Here is a 15327-nt window from a genome sequence, read left to right on the forward strand (position 1 = left end):
ATTAAAGCTTCAACTGGTCGGCGGTCAGCAGGAAAACCATGTCATCGCCCTGGCTGGTGGTCAGCCATGTCAGGCCCATGTCGCCGAAGGCCGCTTCCGCGAACGCCTTCTCGTTGCCGATCTCGACGATCAGCAAGCCGTCGTCCGTGAGCCGTTCGGCGGCGCCGGCCACGATGCGGCGCACCAGGTCCATGCCGTCGACGCCGCCGTCCAGCGCGATCTGCGGCTCGTGGCGGTATTCCTGCGGCAGCCGCGCCATCGAACCGGAGTTCACGTAGGGCGGGTTGGTGACGATCAGGTCGTATTTTTTCAGCGGCACGCTGGCATACAGGTCCGACTGGATCAGGTTCACGCGGTCCGCCAGCTGGTACGTCTCGACATTGCGGCGCGCCACTTCCAGCGCATCCGGCGAAATGTCGACGGCATCGACCTGGGCGTCCGGGAACGCGTCGGCCATCATGATCGCCAGGCAGCCGGAGCCGGTGCACAATTCCAGCACGTTGGCCACGCCTTCCGGGTTGTTGACCCAAGGCGCGAAGTAATCGGGGATCAGTTCGGCGATGTAGGAGCGCGGCACGATGGTGCGCTCGTCCACGTAGAACTGGTAAGTGCCCAGCCACGCCTCGTTGGTGATGTAGGCGGCCGGCACGCGCTCGGTGGCGCGGCGTTCGATCACGTCCAGCACGCGCTGGATTTCCTCCGGCAGCAGGCGCGCGTCCAGGAAGGGATCGAGCTTGTCCAGCGGCAGCTTGAGCGTGTGCAGGAGCAGGTAGGCCGCCTCGTCGAAGGCCTCGGCGCTGCCGTGGCCGAAGAACAGCTTTTCCGTGTTGAAGCGGGTGGTCGCGTAGCGCAGCAGGTCGCGCGGCGTGGCAAAGATGGTCGTCATGGTAGGTTCTTCCTTTATGCCGGAGCTCGGGCGAGCAGGTCAGGTGAGCAGGTTTTCAAGCGTGCGGCGATAGATGTTCTTCAGCGGATCGATGAAGCGCACTTCGACATGCTCGTCGATCTTGTGGATGCTGCCGTTCGGCGGGCCGAATTCGATCACCTGGGGGCAGATCTGCGCGATGAAGCGGCCGTCGGACGTGCCGCCCGTGGTCGACAGTTCCGTCTCGATGCCGGTCTCGCTCCTGATCGCCTCGCAGAGCGCCGTCGACAGCGTGCCGCGCGGCGTCAGGAACGGGTAGCCGGAAATGGTCCATTTCAGGTCGTACTCGAGGCCGTGCCGGTCGAGGATCGCATGGACCCGCTGCTGCAGGCCTTCGGCCGTGCTGGCGGTCGAGAAGCGGAAGTTGAAGTCGATCACCATCTGGCCGGGGATCACGTTGTTCGCGCCGGTGCCGGCCTTCACGTTCGACATCTGCCACGACGTAGGCAGATAGTACTCGTTGCCTTCGTCCCACACCTCGGCCACCAGGTCGGCCAGCGCCGGCGCGGCCTGGTGGATCGGGTTCCTGGCCAGTTGCGGATAGGCGATGTGGCCCTGGATGCCCTTGATCGTCAGGCAGCCGGACATCGAACCACGGCGGCCGTTCTTGATCATGTCGCCCAGCTGCGCGCTGGAGGTGGGTTCGCCGACCACGCAGTAGTCGATCGCTTCGCCGCGCTCCTTGAGCTTGTTGCAGACGATGACGGTGCCGTCGGTGGCCGGACCTTCCTCGTCGCTGGTCAGCAGGAAGGCGATCGAACCCTTGTGGTCCGGATGGGCGGCGATGAATTCCTCGCAGGCCACCACCATCGCGGCGATCGACGTCTTCATGTCCGCCGCGCCGCGGCCATACAGCTTGCCGTCGCGGATGGTGGGGAAGAACGGTTCCGACGTCCATTGCTCGACCGGGCCGGTCGGCACCACGTCGGTGTGGCCGGCGAACACGAACACCGGCTGTTCGGTGCCGCGGCGCGCCCACAGGTTCGTCACGTCGCCGGAAACGATCGTCTCGCAACGGAAACCGAGCGGCTCGAGCAGGGCGATCAGCTGCTCCTGGCAGCCTTTGTCCTCGGGGGTGACGGATGAGCGGCCGATCAGTTTTTCAGTCAGCGCGAGGGTACGGGATTCGGTCATGGCGTTTTAATGGTTGAAGATCTCGGCATACTGCTCCGGCTTGAATCCCACGTGGCACGTGGTGGCGGTTTGCAGCACGGGGCGCTTGATCACGGACGGGTTTTCCAGCATCAGCGCGGTGGCGCTGGCCGCATCCAGCACGGCGGCCTTGCGCTCGTCCGGCAGGCCGCGCCACGTCGTGCCTTTTTTGTTGACGAGGATTTCCCAGTCCACGTGCTTCAGCCAGTGCTGCACGGTGGCGGCATCGAGGCCCTGCTTCTTGAAATCGTGGAAGGTGAAATCCTGTTGCTGGTCGGCCAGCCAGACGCGGGCTTTCTTCACCGTGTCGCAGTTGGGGATGCCGTAGAGAGTGATCATGAACCGGGGAGCGCGAAGGCTAGGACAAAACGAAGTCCGCCATTATAGCCGGTCGTCTTCCGGCGGGCGCCGCCGGCGAGCCCCGGGCAGGAGAGTGTTGCTTGTTGTTTGATAGTTATTATCAAAATTGCATGGATACTGGGTTTGTATTAGTCTCCTGGCTGCGGTATCGCAACCGCATCCAGTAATCAAAAACTACCCAGACAGAGGACAAGAACATGACCAGGAAGCTGCTCGCCATGCTGTTTGCCATGCTGCCCATCGCGGCGCAGGCGGAAGTACCGAAATACCGGCTCGATGTACTCGTCGACGGCCCGGCGGGAAGGGGAGCCGATATCAATAACAGTGGCGTCGCTCTCCTGGGGCTGGAGACGGGCGGCGCCTCCCAGGCATGGCTGATGACCACGACCGGTTCCGTCCACCTGGGCTCGCTCGGAGGCACCAAGGTGGAAGGTTTCGAGCTGAACGACGCCGGCACCGTCGTGGGAAGTTCATCCCTGGCGGGCAACACTGCCACCCATGCCTTCGTCTATGCAAACGGCACCATGCGCGACATCGGCACGCTCGGCGGGCTGAACAGCTCAGCGGTGGCGGTCAACAATGCCGGGCTGGTGGTCGGCACCTCGGACGTTGCCGGCGGCGGCACCCGCGGCTTCATCTACACCGCTGATGGCGGCATGCGCGATATCGGCACGCTGGGCGGTGCACAGAGCAGGATCCTCGACGTGGCCGACACCGGCGAAATCCTGGGCAGCGCGCAGACCGAGAGCGGCGAATGGCACAAGTTCCTGTACAAGGACGGCGTCATGACCGATATCCATGACTGGGGCGGCAACCTGTCCGGCCTGGGAGCGAACGGCGAACTGTACGGCACCTCGTACGACTCGACGCGCAACCAGTGGAGCCTGGAACTGTACAACTCCGCCTGGTCCCCGGCTGGCGAATGGAACTACAACCTGGCGATACCGAGCGACATGTCGAACGGCTATATGGTCGGTACCAACAACTATGGCACCGGCACGATGCTGGCCACGGCGGACGGCTACTGGAGTCTCGATAGCTTCACGGAAGGCCAATGGACGTTCCTCGACGCCCATGGTGTCAACGACAGCGGGCAGATCCTCGCGTACGGCTGCAGCTGGGATAGCGGCAGCTGTGCCACCGTCCTGCTGAGCCCCGTGCCCGAACCGGCCACGTATGGCATGCTGGCCGCCGGCCTGGGCGTCGTCGCCCTGGCGCGCCGCCGGAAAGGCGCCGCCGCCAGCCGGTCGGCATAGTTCCGGAAAAGAAGCCGCGGGCGGAGCGCCGTTGGCTCCGTCCGGCTGGCCGGCAAGGATGGCAGTGCGGTAACGGTGAATTTCTTCATTTACGAACTGCGAGGACGACGATGAACAAACTGTGTCTGGCATTGTTGCTCGCCGCGCATGCGTGGGCTGGCGCGGCAACGCCGATCTACAAGGCCGAATTTCTCGGGGCGGCACACGCCCCGACTGACCTCAACAACAACGGCGCGGTACTGAACAATCTCTACGTGGATGGCCATTACACCAGTTCGCTTTCCACCCGGTCCGGCGTCGTGGCGATCGATGGCTTCGGCGGCCCGGATGTCTACGGCGCCGCCGTGAACGATGCCGGCGTAGTCACGGGTTATGCCACCCACCTTGACGGAAGGTCGCATGCGTTCGTGCATGCGGACGGGAAAACCCGCGACCTCGGCACGCTGGGCGGCCTGAGCAGCGGTGCCAGTGCCATCAACAATGCGGGCGCCGTGGTCGGTACATCCTGGAATGCCGCGGGTGAGGCGCGCGCCTTCCTGTACACGCCCGACGGCGGCATGCAGGATCTGGGCACGCTGGGCGGCGCGAGAAGCGAGGCCCATGGCATCAGCGAGGCAGGCGAAGTGCTGGGTACTTCCTTTACCGCCGCGGGCGAATGGCACACCTTCCTTTACAGCGGCGGTACGATGATCGATCTCGATACGCTGTATGGTCCTGGCATCCACGGCATCGGGCCGAACGGCGAATTGCTCGGCACCCGCTGGGAAACGGACGCGGCCGGCAATCTGGTACCGCGCATGATCATCGAGCGCTCTGCCTGGCGACCCACGGGCGACTTCGCCATTGTCTCCAGCATGGCGGAAGGATACATGCTCGGCAGGAACCGGGACGGCACGGTAGCGATGCTGGCAACGCCGGAAGCCTCCTATGCCTTGGCTGAACTGGCGGGCCCCGGCTGGCGGATCGAGTTTGCCGTCGACGTCAACGACGCGGGCCAGGTTCTCGCATGGGGATGCAACTGGCAGCTGGGCCATGGCTGCGGCAATGTGTTGCTGAGTCCCGTGCCCGAACCGGCCACCTGCGGCATGCTCGCCGCAGGTCTTGGCATCGTCGCGCTGGCACGCCGCCGCAAGGGCAGCGCCGTCAGCCGTTCAGCGTAAATTCGGTAAACGACGCCTCGGGCGGAGCCGCCTTGCGCTCCGCCTCGGCATCGGCCTGCCGGCTGTCGGGTCCATTGTTCAGGAGCCACAGCAGGTTGGTGGCCGAATCGGCGTTGGCCAGCGCTTCTTCCTGCGTGATGCGGCCATCCTTCACCAGCTTGTACAGCGCCTGCTCGAACGATTGCGAGCCGGGCGACAGGCTGCGGTCCAGCGCTTCCTTGAGCTGGCCGATTTCCCCTTTCTCGATCAGGTCCGACACGTAGCGCGTGTTGACCATCACTTCGACGGCAGGCGTGCGGGTGCCGCCGCCGCTGGAGCGGACCAGCCGCTGCGACACGATGGCGCGGATGGTCGACGCCAGGTCCTGCAGCAGGGCAGGGCGGTTCTCGATCGGATAGAAGCTGATGATGCGGTTCAGCGCGTTGTAGCTGTTGTTGGCGTGCAGCGTTGCCAGCACCAGGTGGCCCGATTGCGCATAGGCCAGCGCCGCGGCCATCGTTTCGCGGTCGCGGATCTCGCCGATCAGGATGCAGTCCGGCGCCTGGCGCATCGAGTTGCGCAGCGCGGTGCCGAAATCGCTGGCATCGCTGCCGATCTCGCGCTGGTTGACGATCGCCTTCTTGTTCTTGAAAAGGTACTCGATCGGGTCTTCCAGCGTGAGGATATGGCCGGAACGCAGTTCGTTGCGGTGGTCCAGCATCGCCGCGATCGTGGTCGACTTGCCCGAACCGGTCGAGCCCACCACCAGCATCAGCCCGCGCTTTTCCATGATCAGTTCGGCCAGGATGGGCGGCAGGCTCAGCTCTTCCAGTGCCGGGATGGTGGCCGGCACGTAGCGGAACACGGCGGAGATGGTGCCCCGCTGCCGGAAGGCCGACAGGCGGAAGCGCCCCAGGCTGGCGACCGGGATACCCATGTTCAGTTCATTGGTCTGCGCCAGTTCCTTCAGTTGCGCCGGCGTGCAGACCTCCGCCAGCAGGGCATCGATGTTTTCCGGTTCCAGCTTCTGCTGGTTGACCGGAATGAGGTTGCCGTTGATCTTCAGGTGCACCGGCGAATTCACCGCGAAGAACATGTCCGACGCGTTCTTCTCTTTCATCAGCTGGAACAGGCGGTCCATCATGGCGGGAACCTTCAAGGTCAATGGGCAGATCAGCCAGAAGTAACCCCAGAAGCAAGATCCGGGGTCAGACCCGGCGGGTCTGACCCCAGTATTTGCCGTTGGGTGAAAAGACTTAAACCCCGCGCAGCAGCTCGTTGATGCCGGTCTTGGCGCGGGTCTGCGCATCCACGCGCTTGACGATCACCGCGCAGTACAGGCTGTACTTGCCGTCGGCCGACGGCAGCGAGCCGGAGACCACCACGGAGCCGGAAGGGATGCGGCCGTAGCTCACTTCGCCGGTGGCGCGGTCGTAGATCTTGGTCGACTGGCCGATGTACACGCCCATCGAGATCACCGAGTTTTCTTCGACGATCACGCCTTCGACGATCTCGGAACGGGCGCCGATGAAGCAGTTGTCCTCGATGATCGTCGGGTTGGCCTGCATCGGTTCCAGCACGCCGCCGATGCCCACGCCGCCGGACAGGTGCACGTTCTTGCCGATCTGCGCGCACGAACCGACCGTGGCCCAGGTATCGACCATCGCGCCTTCGTCGACGTAGGCGCCGATATTCACGTAGGAAGGCATCAGCACCACGTTCTTGCCGATGAACGAACCGCGGCGGGCCACGGCCGGCGGCACCACGCGGAAGCCGCCCTTGGCGAAATCTTCCGGCGTGTAATTGGCGAACTTGGTCGGTACCTTGTCGTAGAACTGCATGGTGCCGTCCGATGGCAGCACCACGTTGTTCTCGAGGCGGAACGACAGCAGCACGGCCTTCTTGATCCACTGGTTCACCACCCAGGTGCCGGTATCCTTCTGCGCCACGCGCAGGCTGCCGTCGTCCAGGCCGGCCAGCACGTGGTTGACCGCGTCGCGCACTTCGGCGCTGGCGTTCGACGGATTGATTTCGGCGCGGTTATCCCATGCCTGTTCGATGATTTGCTGGAGTTGTTGAGTCATGATGCGTCTTCAGTAGAGAGGGATTTGCAGAAGCGGACGATGCGCTGCGCGGCTTCCAGCCCTTCGGCCGTTTCCGCCACGAGCGCCATCCGGATGCGGTTGCGGCCGGGATTGCTGCCGTGGGCTTCGCGCGCCAGGTAGCTGCCCGGCAGGACCGTGACATTATATTCGGCGTACAGGCGACGCGCGAACTCGGTGTCCGACAGGCCGGTGCGGCTGACGTCGGCCCACAGGTAGAAGCCGGCGTCCGGCAGTGCCACGTCGAGCACTTCGGCCAGCAGCGGCGTGATGGCATCGAACTTCGCGCGGTATTGGGCGCGGTTTTCCGCGACGTGGGACTCGTCGTTCCACGCCGCGATCGATGCGGCCTGCACCGGCGGGCTCATGGCGCCGCCGTGGTAGGTACGGTACAGCAGGAATTTCTTCAGTACGTCGGCGTCGCCGGCCACGAAGCCCGAGCGCAGGCCCGGCACGTTGGAACGTTTCGACAGGCTGGAGAACACCACCAGCCGCGCATACGGCTTGTCGACCGTGGACAGGCCCAGCATGTGGGCGGCCTGCAACGCGCCCAGCGGCGGCTCGTCGCCATGGTAGATCTCGGAATAGCACTCGTCGGCGGCGATGATGAAATCATGGCGTTCGGACAGCGCGAACAGGTTTTCCCAGTCCGTCAGCGACAGCACGGCGCCGGTCGGGTTGCCGGGCGAGCACAGGTACAGCAACTGCACGCGCTGCCACACTTCCGCCGGCACGCTGTCGTAGTCGCAGCCGAAATTGCGCGCCGGGTCCGAATTCACGAAGTACGGCTCGGCGCCAGCCAGGAACGCCGCGCCTTCGTAGATCTGGTAGAACGGGTTCGGGCACACCACCAGCGCCTTGTGGCCGGCGTCCGCGGCGGGATCGATCACCGCCTGCGCGAATGCGAACAGGGCTTCGCGCGAACCGTTCACCGGCAGCACCTGCGTTGCCGGGTTCAGCGGCGGCAGGCCATAGCGGTGCTCCAGCCACGCGGCGATCGTGCCGCGCAGGGCATCCGAGCCGGCGGTGGCGGGATACACGGCCAGGCCGGACAGGTTGTCGGCCAGCGCCTGGCAGATGAACTGCGGTGTCGGGTGCTTCGGCTCGCCGATGCCCAGGCTGATGGCGCGCCAGGCAGGATCGGGCGTCACGCCGCTGAACAGCTGGCGCAGTTTTTCAAACGGATACGGGTGCAGCTTGTCGAGTAATGGATTCACGTCGGGATTCACGTCGGGTCTCAGGAAGGCGCACGGCTGCGCGTGTTTTCTGGTGATGCATGAACGGTCAGCCGGCCATTATAGCCCGCGTGTGGCCGGCGCGCCCGCTGCCGGCGCGGCGGGGCCCGGCCCCTGTCCGTCACCGCACGCCGTCCAGCAGCGCGCGCATGCGCCGCCAGTGCGAGCCTTGCCAGAACACGCCGCCGCAGCGCGGGCAGCCGAGGAATGTGTCCTGGCTGTCCCGCACCGAGGGCGGCAGCCGGTCCAGCACGTCGCTCTTCGCGCGCGGCCGCAGCGGCACGTTGCAGGCCAGGCACAGCGAAAACGGGCGCATCGCCTCGCGCAAGCCGAAGCGCGCCATTACTTCGCGCAACTGCTGTTCCGGCTTCAGCGCCCGCACGTAGGCGCCGCGCAGTACGCCGCGGCGCTTCAGCAGTTCCCGGTCGCGGGTCAGCGCGATGCGCCCGCCGTGTTCCGCGAAGGCTTCCACCTCGGCGTCGTCGATATCGTTGTCGTACAGCGTGTCGAAGCCGGCCATGCGCAGCAGCCGGGCCAGCCCGCCCAGGTGAGCGTCGGCCACGAAGCGTGCCTCGGCCGGCGCCAGGTCCATCGGCGGTGCCGGCGGCACCACGACGTCGTCGCCATCCTCCAGCAGCAGGTCGAGCGGGGCAGGGTGGCCGTTGACGCGCACCTCGCCCACCTCCGTGTGCGGCACGCCCAGTGCTTCGACCATGTGCTTGACCGTGGCGGCGCGCGCGCATGGCGTGACGACCGCTTGCCCGTGCTGGCCGCGCGGCAGGAAAAAGTCCAGGGCGGCGTCGAAGCGGAAGGTAGCGGTGACCATGGCCGCCGTCAGGAACCGGTGCCCGGCCGGGGGACCACTGCGTCGTTCATCGTCGCCGCGCCGGCCGCGGGCCGCAGGGGGCAGTCGCCCGCGTCATCGAGCCGCGCGGCCAGGTCCGCGCGCAAGGCTGCCAGGCCCTCGATGCGCCGGTCGATTTCCCCCAGCTTGGTACGCATTGCGGCGCGGATCGCTTCCGGCGAGCCGCCCGGGTCGGCCAGCAGCGGCAGGTCGGCTTCGATCTCGGCCAGCGTGAAGCCGAGCGACTGCGCGGTGCGGATATAGGTCAGCCATTGCACCGCCTCGGGCGGGTAGTCGCGGTAGCCGTTGCCGCTGCGGCGCGCCGTCAGGAGACCGCGTTTTTCATAGAAGCGCAGCGTATCCCGGCTGATGCCGGTCGCCTGCGCGATGTCGCCTATCTTCACCAGCCCTCCATGCGGAAAATGCTTGACCCTGGAGTGTACTCCAGCCTTTAGCATCGGGTGACCATCTTCGAGGAGCCCTCATGCACACCGCGACATATTCACGCATCGTCCGCGCCAGCGGCATCTACGACCTGCTCGTCACCGCACCGTTCGCCACGCCATGGACATTCGCCGTGGTGCACGGGCACCTTTCCGCCATCAACACGGCACTGGGCGGCGCGCCATTGCCCGCCTTCGCCCCCGTGCACGTGCTGTTCGGCTGCCTGATGGGCACCGTGGTGCTGTTGTGGTCCATCCTGCGCATCGGCGACCCGCAGCCACGTTTCGGCCGCTACGACGGCATCGGCCGTTTCGGCTTCAGCCTGTGGATGGCCTGGACGCTGGCGCAGACCGGCATGCCCATGCTGTGGCTGTTCATCGTGCCCGAGCTGGCGTGGGGCATCGTGCAGTGGCTGCCGGTGCGCGATGTGGCGAAGGTGCGGCACGTACCAGCGGCGCGGCACGCGTAGGGGCAGGACTGATGCACAGGTCCGCGGCCCGCGAAACGGGCCGCGCGGCCGGGCTGCCCGGTGCTATGCTGTGGCCTCAACTTCACGGGAGGTGTCCATGCAAGCGCAACCCCTGATCGCCGTCGCCGACGTGGCGGCGTCCAGCCGCTGGTACCAGGCCGTACTGGGCTGCAAGAGTGCCCACGGCGGCGGCGAGTATGAACAACTGACGTTCGACGGCCGCATGATCCTGCAGCTGCACCGCTGGGATGCGCATCACCACGCGCACATCGGCGACCCCGAATGCCGGCCGTACGGCAACGGCGTGCTGCTGTGGTTCTGGACCGACGATTTCGACGATGCCGTCGACCGCGCCGCCGACGCCAGGGCCGCGGTGCTGGAAGGCCCGAAGGAAAACCGCAACGCGCAGCACCGCGAGATCTGGCTGCGCGACCTGGATGGCTACGTGGTCGTCATCGCCGGCCCGTACGGCGACGTGGGCATGTAAGCGAAAAAGCGAATAAGCGAAAAAGCGAAAACGAAAAACCGGCCACCGGATCGCCGCGCGGCGGGCCGGCCGGCCGCGTGCTTTATACTGCGCGCTCATCCACCTGCCTGTCTCTCCATGTCCTTCGCTTCCCTGGGCCTCGCGCCCGCCCTGCTCGATGCCGTGGCCGCCATCGGCTACGACACCCCGACCGCCATCCAGTCGGCCGCCATTCCCGCCGCGCTGAAAGGGAGGGATGTGCTGGGCGCGGCGCAGACCGGTTCCGGCAAGACTGCGGCGTTCGCGTTGCCGATGCTGCATGCGCTGCTGGCGCGGCATGGCACGCGCCGCGGCGTGCATGGCCTGGTGCTGGTGCCCACGCGCGAACTGGCCGCCCAGGTGGGCGACGCGATCCGCGCGCTGGTGCAGCACCTGCCATCGACCATCAAGGTATCGATCGCGTTCGGCGGCGTGTCGATCAATCCGCAGATGATGGCGCTGCGCGGCGGTACCGACATCATCGTCGCCACGCCGGGCCGCCTGCTCGACCTGGCACGCCATAACGCGGTCAAGCTCGACGGCGTCGCCACGCTGGTGCTGGACGAGGCGGACAAGCTGCTCGACATGGGCTTTGCCGACGAGATCGCGGAAATCCTCGCGCTGCTGCCGGCGAAGCGCCAGAACCTGTTCTTCTCCGCCACCTTCCCGTCCGCCGTGCAGTCGCTCGCCACGTCGCTGCTGCACGATCCCGAACGCGCCCAGGTGGACAACGAGGCGGCGCACGAGCCGGACATCGCCCAGCGCGCCATCGAAGTGGATGGGCCGCGCCGCCTGCAGCTGCTCAGGCACCTGCTCAAGGAACACGGCTGGCGGCAGGTGCTGGTATTCGTCGCCACCAAGTACGCCTCCGAGCACGTGGCCGACAAGCTGCGCCGCAACGGCATCGCGGCGGAAACCTTCCACGGCGACTTCAGCCAGGGCGCGCGCAGCGAAGTGCTGGCCGACTTCAAGGCCGGCCGCATGACGGTGCTGGTCGCCACCGACGTGGCGGCGCGCGGCATCGACATCGCGCAGCTGCCGGTGGTGGTCAACTACGACCTGCCGCGCGCCGCGGCCGACTACACGCACCGCATCGGCCGCACCGGCCGCGCCGGCGCCAGCGGCACGGCCGTCAGCTTCATCACGCCGGACGCCGAGGCGCACTTCCGGCTGATCGAGAAGCGCCAGGGCAAGCGCGTGCCGCGCGAGCGCATCGCCGGCTTCGAACCCTCGGAGGAGGCCGTCGCGGCAGCCGCCACGTCGCTGGCCGGCGACCCGAACGGCGGCGTCAAGGGCAAGCGCAAGAGCAAGAAGGACAAGCTGCGCGAAGCCACCGCCAAGCAGTCGTAGGCTGGGAAAGAGGCTGCACGGCAAGCTGCACAACAAGTTGCACAATAAGGACGCGCTTCATCCGCGCTGGTGCTCCACTGGCGCCCTCGTGCTCCACGATGGTGCGCCGCTGGCGCCCGGATCGCCCGGCCGGCAGCCAGCCAGCCCTGAAACACTGGCACGGCGCGCTGGCACGGCGTTTGCATTACCTGCTGTATGAGTAGAAGCGGCTAGTGTTTTCCAGCGACGCAATGTCGCCGGCGGAAAACATGGGGCATTGCTCTTGTGGACACGTCCCCGACGGGACGTGCATCTGGTTTTTTACAGACCTCAAGAGAGAACGCCATGCCGCACCGTTTTGTCAGCCCGATTTTCGCCAGCCCGTTTTTCGCCAGTCCCATTTTCGCCAGCCCCCTTGGCATGATCCGCCGCGGCCACGCGGCATTCCTCCCGGTTTCATCTCCCCGCAATGCATTGCCGCGCATGCCCTTCTTCCGGCAGGCGACCGGCTGCGTTCCGCATTGCGTCCTTCCGCCTTTCCAACCCCAGAGAGTGCCCATGAAATCCATCCCAGTCCGGCAACCGGCGCGCCGCGCAGCGCTGGCGTTCTGCCTCGTCACCGCATTCGGCGCCATGGCCGGCAATGCCGCCGCAGCCGACAAGGTCACCTTCCTCACCTCCTGGTATGCCCAGGCCGAACATGGCGGCTTCTATCAGGCCGTAGCCGAGGGCATCTACCGCAAGCGCGGCCTCGATGTGACCATCCGGATGGGTGGCCCGCAGGTGAACGGCATGCAGCTGCTGGCCAGCGGCCAGGCCGACTTCTTCATGGGCTACGACCTGCAGGTACTGAAAAGCGTGGAGCAGGGCATTCCCGCCACCACTGTCGCGGCCAGCTTCCAGACCGATGCGCAAGGCATGATGACGCACACCGACGTGAAGGGACTGGCCGGCCTGAAGAACGGCAAGACGGTGCTGGTGTCGACGTCCGGCCGCACCACCTGGTGGCCGTGGCTGAAGGCGAAATACGGCCTGACCGAGGCGCAGGGGCGGCCGTACACGTTCAACCTGCAGCCGTTCCTGGCCGATCCCGATTTCGCCCAGCAGGCCTACCCGTCGTCCGAGCTGTTCCAGGCCGCCAAGGCCGGCGCGAAGACCAATTTCTACCTGTTCGCCAACGACGGCTACCCGCCCTACGGCACCACCGTGGTCGCCATGCAGAAGCTGGTCAGGGAAAAGCCGGAGCTGGTCGCCCGCTTCGTGCGCGCCTCGATGGAAGGCTGGAAGAGCTACCTGGCCAACCCGGCGCCGGCCAATGCGCTGATCAAGCAGGAAAACCCGAACATGAAGGACGACCAGCTGGCCTATGCGGTGGGCAAGCTGAAGGAGTACGCCTTCGTGACCGGCGGCGACGCCGCCACGCAGGGCATCGGCACGATGACCGATGCGCGCTGGCGGCGCACCTACGACTTCATGGTGTCGGCCGGCCTGCTGAAGAAGGAAACCGACTGGAAACAGGCCTACACCACGCAGTTCGTCAGGGATTTGAAAGTGCTGCCCTGAATCGCGCCAGCCACCGCAATAACGCAATAACGCAATACCGCAATACCGCAATACCGCAATACCGCAATACCGCATGTCATTCGACCATGCCCGGGCGAAGGCGACCATTCCGGCACGCCGGCCCACCCTTGTAACAGGAGTCAACCATGCTCGTCACCCAACAAAAAGTCTTGCGTAAATTCTGGTACGCGCTGATGCCGATGTCCGCGCTGGACGCCGGCCCGCAGCCATTTACGCTGCTGGGCGAGAACATCGTCGTATGGAAGGGTAAGGACGGCAAGCCGGCCGCGCTGCGCGACCGCTGCTGCCACCGCACCGCGAAGCTGTCGAAAGGCTTCGTCGAGAACGGCAACATCGTCTGCGGCTACCACGGCTGGACCTATGACTGCTCGGGTACCTGCGTGCGCATCCCGCAAAGCCCCGACACCGGCATTCCGGCCGGCGCGCGCGTCACGGCCTACCACTGCGACGAGCGCTATGGCTATGTATGGGTGGCGCTGGAAGACCCGCTGCAGCCGATCCCGTACTTTCCGGAAGAGGGCGCGCCGGGCTACCGGCGCATCCTGCAGTTCTACGAAGAATGGAAGACGTCGCCGCTGCGCGTGATGGAAAACTCCTTCGACAATTCGCACTTCAGCTTCGTGCACAAGGCGAACTTCGGCATGATCGACAATCCGGTGCCGGCGAAATACGAGTTCCGGCCGAACGACTGGGGTTTCGAAGCGGAGACCCACGTGCCGGTGCGCAATCCGGAGGCGAGCTTCCGCATCACCGGCACCACCGAGCCGGTCACCGAGCGGCACCTGACCAACCGCTGGTACATGCCGTTCTCGCGGCGCTTCGGCTGCGTGTACCCGGCGTCAAGCATCCATCACATCATCTACAACTGCGCCACGCCGATCGACGACGGCAGGCTGATGCTGGTGCAATGGCTGTACCGCAACGACAGCGAGGAAGCCTGCTCGACGCAGGAACTGATCGACTGGGACCGTCCGATCACGTCGGAAGACCGCGACATCCTGGAAGCCACCGATCCCGATGCCTGCGTCGACACGCGCCGCCGCGTCGAATTCCACATGGAGTCCGACAAGCCGGGCCTGATGATGCGCCGCATGCTGATGGACCTCTTGAGCCGGCATGGCGAAAGCGAAGTGCACAACCCGCCGGAGGCATGATGAAACGCGACGACGATCCTTTGCTGGCGCCGGCCGCGCCCGCGGTCTCCCCCGAGCCGGCGGTGCTGTACGCGAATGGCGTGGAAAAAACCTACCCGAACGGCACCCGCGCGCTGGACCCGGTGAAGCTGCGCATCGGGCGCGGCGAGTTCGTGTCGCTGCTGGGGCCATCCGGCTGTGGCAAGAGCACGCTGCTGAAGATGTTCGCCGGGCTGGAAAGCCCGTCGGCCGGCCATGTGCGCTGGTGGGGCGAGGGCATGGCCACCGTCGACACGCCGGACCGAACGCTGGCGATGGTGTTCCAGGAAGCCACGCTGATGCCATGGGCGAAGGTGGCCGACAATGTGCGGCTGCCGCTCGACCTGAAGGGCGTGCCGCGCGACCAGGCGGCGCCGCGCGTGGAACAGGCGCTGGACCTGGTGGGACTGGCGAAGTTCGGCCACGTCTACCCGCGCGAACTGTCGGGCGGCATGCAGATGCGCGCGTCGATCGCGCGGGCGCTGGCCACCGAGCCGAACCTGCTGCTGATGGACGAGCCGTTCGGCGCCCTGGACGAATTCACCCGCAACCGGCTCGATGCCGACCTGCGTGAACTGTGGGCGCGGCGCGACCTGACGGTGGTGTTCGTCACACACAGCATCTACGAGGCGGTCTACCTGTCGTCGCGCGTGGTGGTGATGGCGGCGCGGCCCGGCCGGGTGATCGCCGACGTGCCGATCGACGGGCCACGCGTGCGCGATGACGAGTTTCGCATCTCGCCGCAATTCATGGCGTACTGCAAGCAGCTGTCCGACCTGCTGGTCGAGGCGAATGGCCACCACTGAGGGAG

At 66.0% G+C, this 15327-nt stretch carries 16 protein-coding genes; 8 read left to right on the forward strand and 8 right to left on the reverse strand.

Annotated elements, in window-relative coordinates:
* Position 1: 1 nt before the first annotated feature.
* Genes prmB through EYF70_RS07010 form a run of 3 tightly spaced genes read right to left on the reverse strand, consistent with a single transcriptional unit; the run spans position 2 to position 2416 of the window.
* The gene (gene prmB / locus EYF70_RS07000; RefSeq protein ID WP_131144767.1) at positions 2-886 is read right to left on the reverse strand and encodes a 50S ribosomal protein L3 N(5)-glutamine methyltransferase; all 885 of its coding nucleotides are present in this window, start codon (positions 884-886) and stop codon (positions 2-4) included.
* Positions 887-925: 39 nt separating this feature from the next.
* On the reverse strand, positions 926-2059 hold the full coding sequence (gene dapE / locus EYF70_RS07005; protein ID WP_131144768.1) for a succinyl-diaminopimelate desuccinylase: 1134 nt from the start codon (positions 2057-2059) through the stop codon (positions 926-928).
* Between the two features lie 6 nt (positions 2060-2065).
* On the reverse strand, positions 2066-2416 hold the full coding sequence (locus EYF70_RS07010; RefSeq protein WP_131144769.1) for an ArsC family reductase: 351 nt from the start codon (positions 2414-2416) through the stop codon (positions 2066-2068).
* A 218-nt stretch (positions 2417-2634) separates the two neighbouring features.
* Between EYF70_RS07010 and EYF70_RS07015 the strand changes: the two genes are divergently transcribed.
* Together EYF70_RS07015 and EYF70_RS07020 are read left to right on the forward strand one after the other, a co-directional pair.
* A complete protein-coding gene (locus tag EYF70_RS07015; protein WP_131144770.1) occupies positions 2635-3693 on the forward strand; it encodes an HAF repeat-containing PEP-CTERM protein in 1059 nt (352 codons plus the stop codon).
* Positions 3694-3803: 110 nt separating this feature from the next.
* Positions 3804-4853: an HAF repeat-containing PEP-CTERM protein gene (locus tag EYF70_RS07020; RefSeq protein WP_131144771.1), complete on the forward strand. Its 1050-nt coding sequence runs from the start codon at positions 3804-3806 to the stop codon at positions 4851-4853.
* On the opposite strand, the gene EYF70_RS07025 is transcribed toward EYF70_RS07020, so the two are convergent.
* The 5 genes from EYF70_RS07025 to EYF70_RS07045 form a co-directional block, all read right to left on the reverse strand.
* On the reverse strand, positions 4837-5973 hold the full coding sequence (locus EYF70_RS07025) for a PilT/PilU family type 4a pilus ATPase (protein ID WP_131148937.1): 1137 nt from the start codon (positions 5971-5973) through the stop codon (positions 4837-4839). The genes EYF70_RS07020 and EYF70_RS07025 overlap by 17 nt on opposite strands.
* A gap of 115 nt (positions 5974-6088) precedes the next feature.
* Positions 6089-6916 (reverse strand): 2,3,4,5-tetrahydropyridine-2,6-dicarboxylate N-succinyltransferase, encoded by an 828-nt coding sequence (dapD, locus tag EYF70_RS07030; RefSeq protein WP_131144772.1) that lies wholly within the window; start codon positions 6914-6916, stop codon positions 6089-6091.
* A complete protein-coding gene (dapC, locus tag EYF70_RS07035; protein ID WP_131144773.1) occupies positions 6913-8151 on the reverse strand; it encodes a succinyldiaminopimelate transaminase in 1239 nt (412 codons plus the stop codon). The genes dapD and dapC overlap by 4 nt, the downstream gene beginning before the upstream one ends.
* Positions 8152-8290: 139 nt before the next feature.
* Positions 8291-8995, reverse strand: a complete 705-nt coding sequence (locus EYF70_RS07040; protein WP_131144774.1) for a Mut7-C RNAse domain-containing protein — start codon at positions 8993-8995, stop codon at positions 8291-8293.
* Positions 8996-9003: 8 nt separating this feature from the next.
* Entirely contained in the window at positions 9004-9417 is a 414-nt protein-coding gene (locus tag EYF70_RS07045; protein ID WP_131144775.1) for a MerR family transcriptional regulator, read from the reverse strand.
* An 80-nt stretch (positions 9418-9497) separates the two neighbouring features.
* Here EYF70_RS07045 and EYF70_RS07050 point away from each other — a divergent pair, with 80 nt between their 5' ends.
* From EYF70_RS07050 to EYF70_RS07075, 6 genes are all read left to right on the forward strand, one after another.
* Positions 9498-9926 (forward strand): hypothetical protein, encoded by a 429-nt coding sequence (locus EYF70_RS07050; protein WP_131144776.1) that lies wholly within the window; start codon positions 9498-9500, stop codon positions 9924-9926.
* A gap of 97 nt (positions 9927-10023) precedes the next feature.
* On the forward strand, positions 10024-10413 hold the full coding sequence (locus tag EYF70_RS07055) for a VOC family protein (protein ID WP_131144777.1): 390 nt from the start codon (positions 10024-10026) through the stop codon (positions 10411-10413).
* A 117-nt stretch (positions 10414-10530) separates the two neighbouring features.
* Positions 10531-11781, forward strand: a complete 1251-nt coding sequence (locus EYF70_RS07060; protein ID WP_131144778.1) for a DEAD/DEAH box helicase — start codon at positions 10531-10533, stop codon at positions 11779-11781.
* 612 nt (positions 11782-12393) lie between these two features.
* Complete coding sequence (locus EYF70_RS07065; protein ID WP_229420887.1) at positions 12394-13323, forward strand: ABC transporter substrate-binding protein; 930 nt, start codon at positions 12394-12396, stop codon at positions 13321-13323.
* Between the two features lie 146 nt (positions 13324-13469).
* The gene (locus tag EYF70_RS07070) at positions 13470-14498 is read left to right on the forward strand and encodes an aromatic ring-hydroxylating dioxygenase subunit alpha (RefSeq protein WP_131144780.1); all 1029 of its coding nucleotides are present in this window, start codon (positions 13470-13472) and stop codon (positions 14496-14498) included.
* Positions 14495-15322: an ABC transporter ATP-binding protein gene (locus EYF70_RS07075; RefSeq protein ID WP_131144781.1), complete on the forward strand. Its 828-nt coding sequence runs from the start codon at positions 14495-14497 to the stop codon at positions 15320-15322. The genes EYF70_RS07070 and EYF70_RS07075 overlap by 4 nt, the downstream gene beginning before the upstream one ends.
* The last annotated feature ends 5 nt before the right edge of the window (positions 15323-15327 follow it).

The organism is Pseudoduganella albidiflava (assembly GCF_004322755.1).
Taxonomy (GTDB): Bacteria; Pseudomonadota; Gammaproteobacteria; order Burkholderiales; family Burkholderiaceae_D; genus Rugamonas; species Rugamonas albidiflava.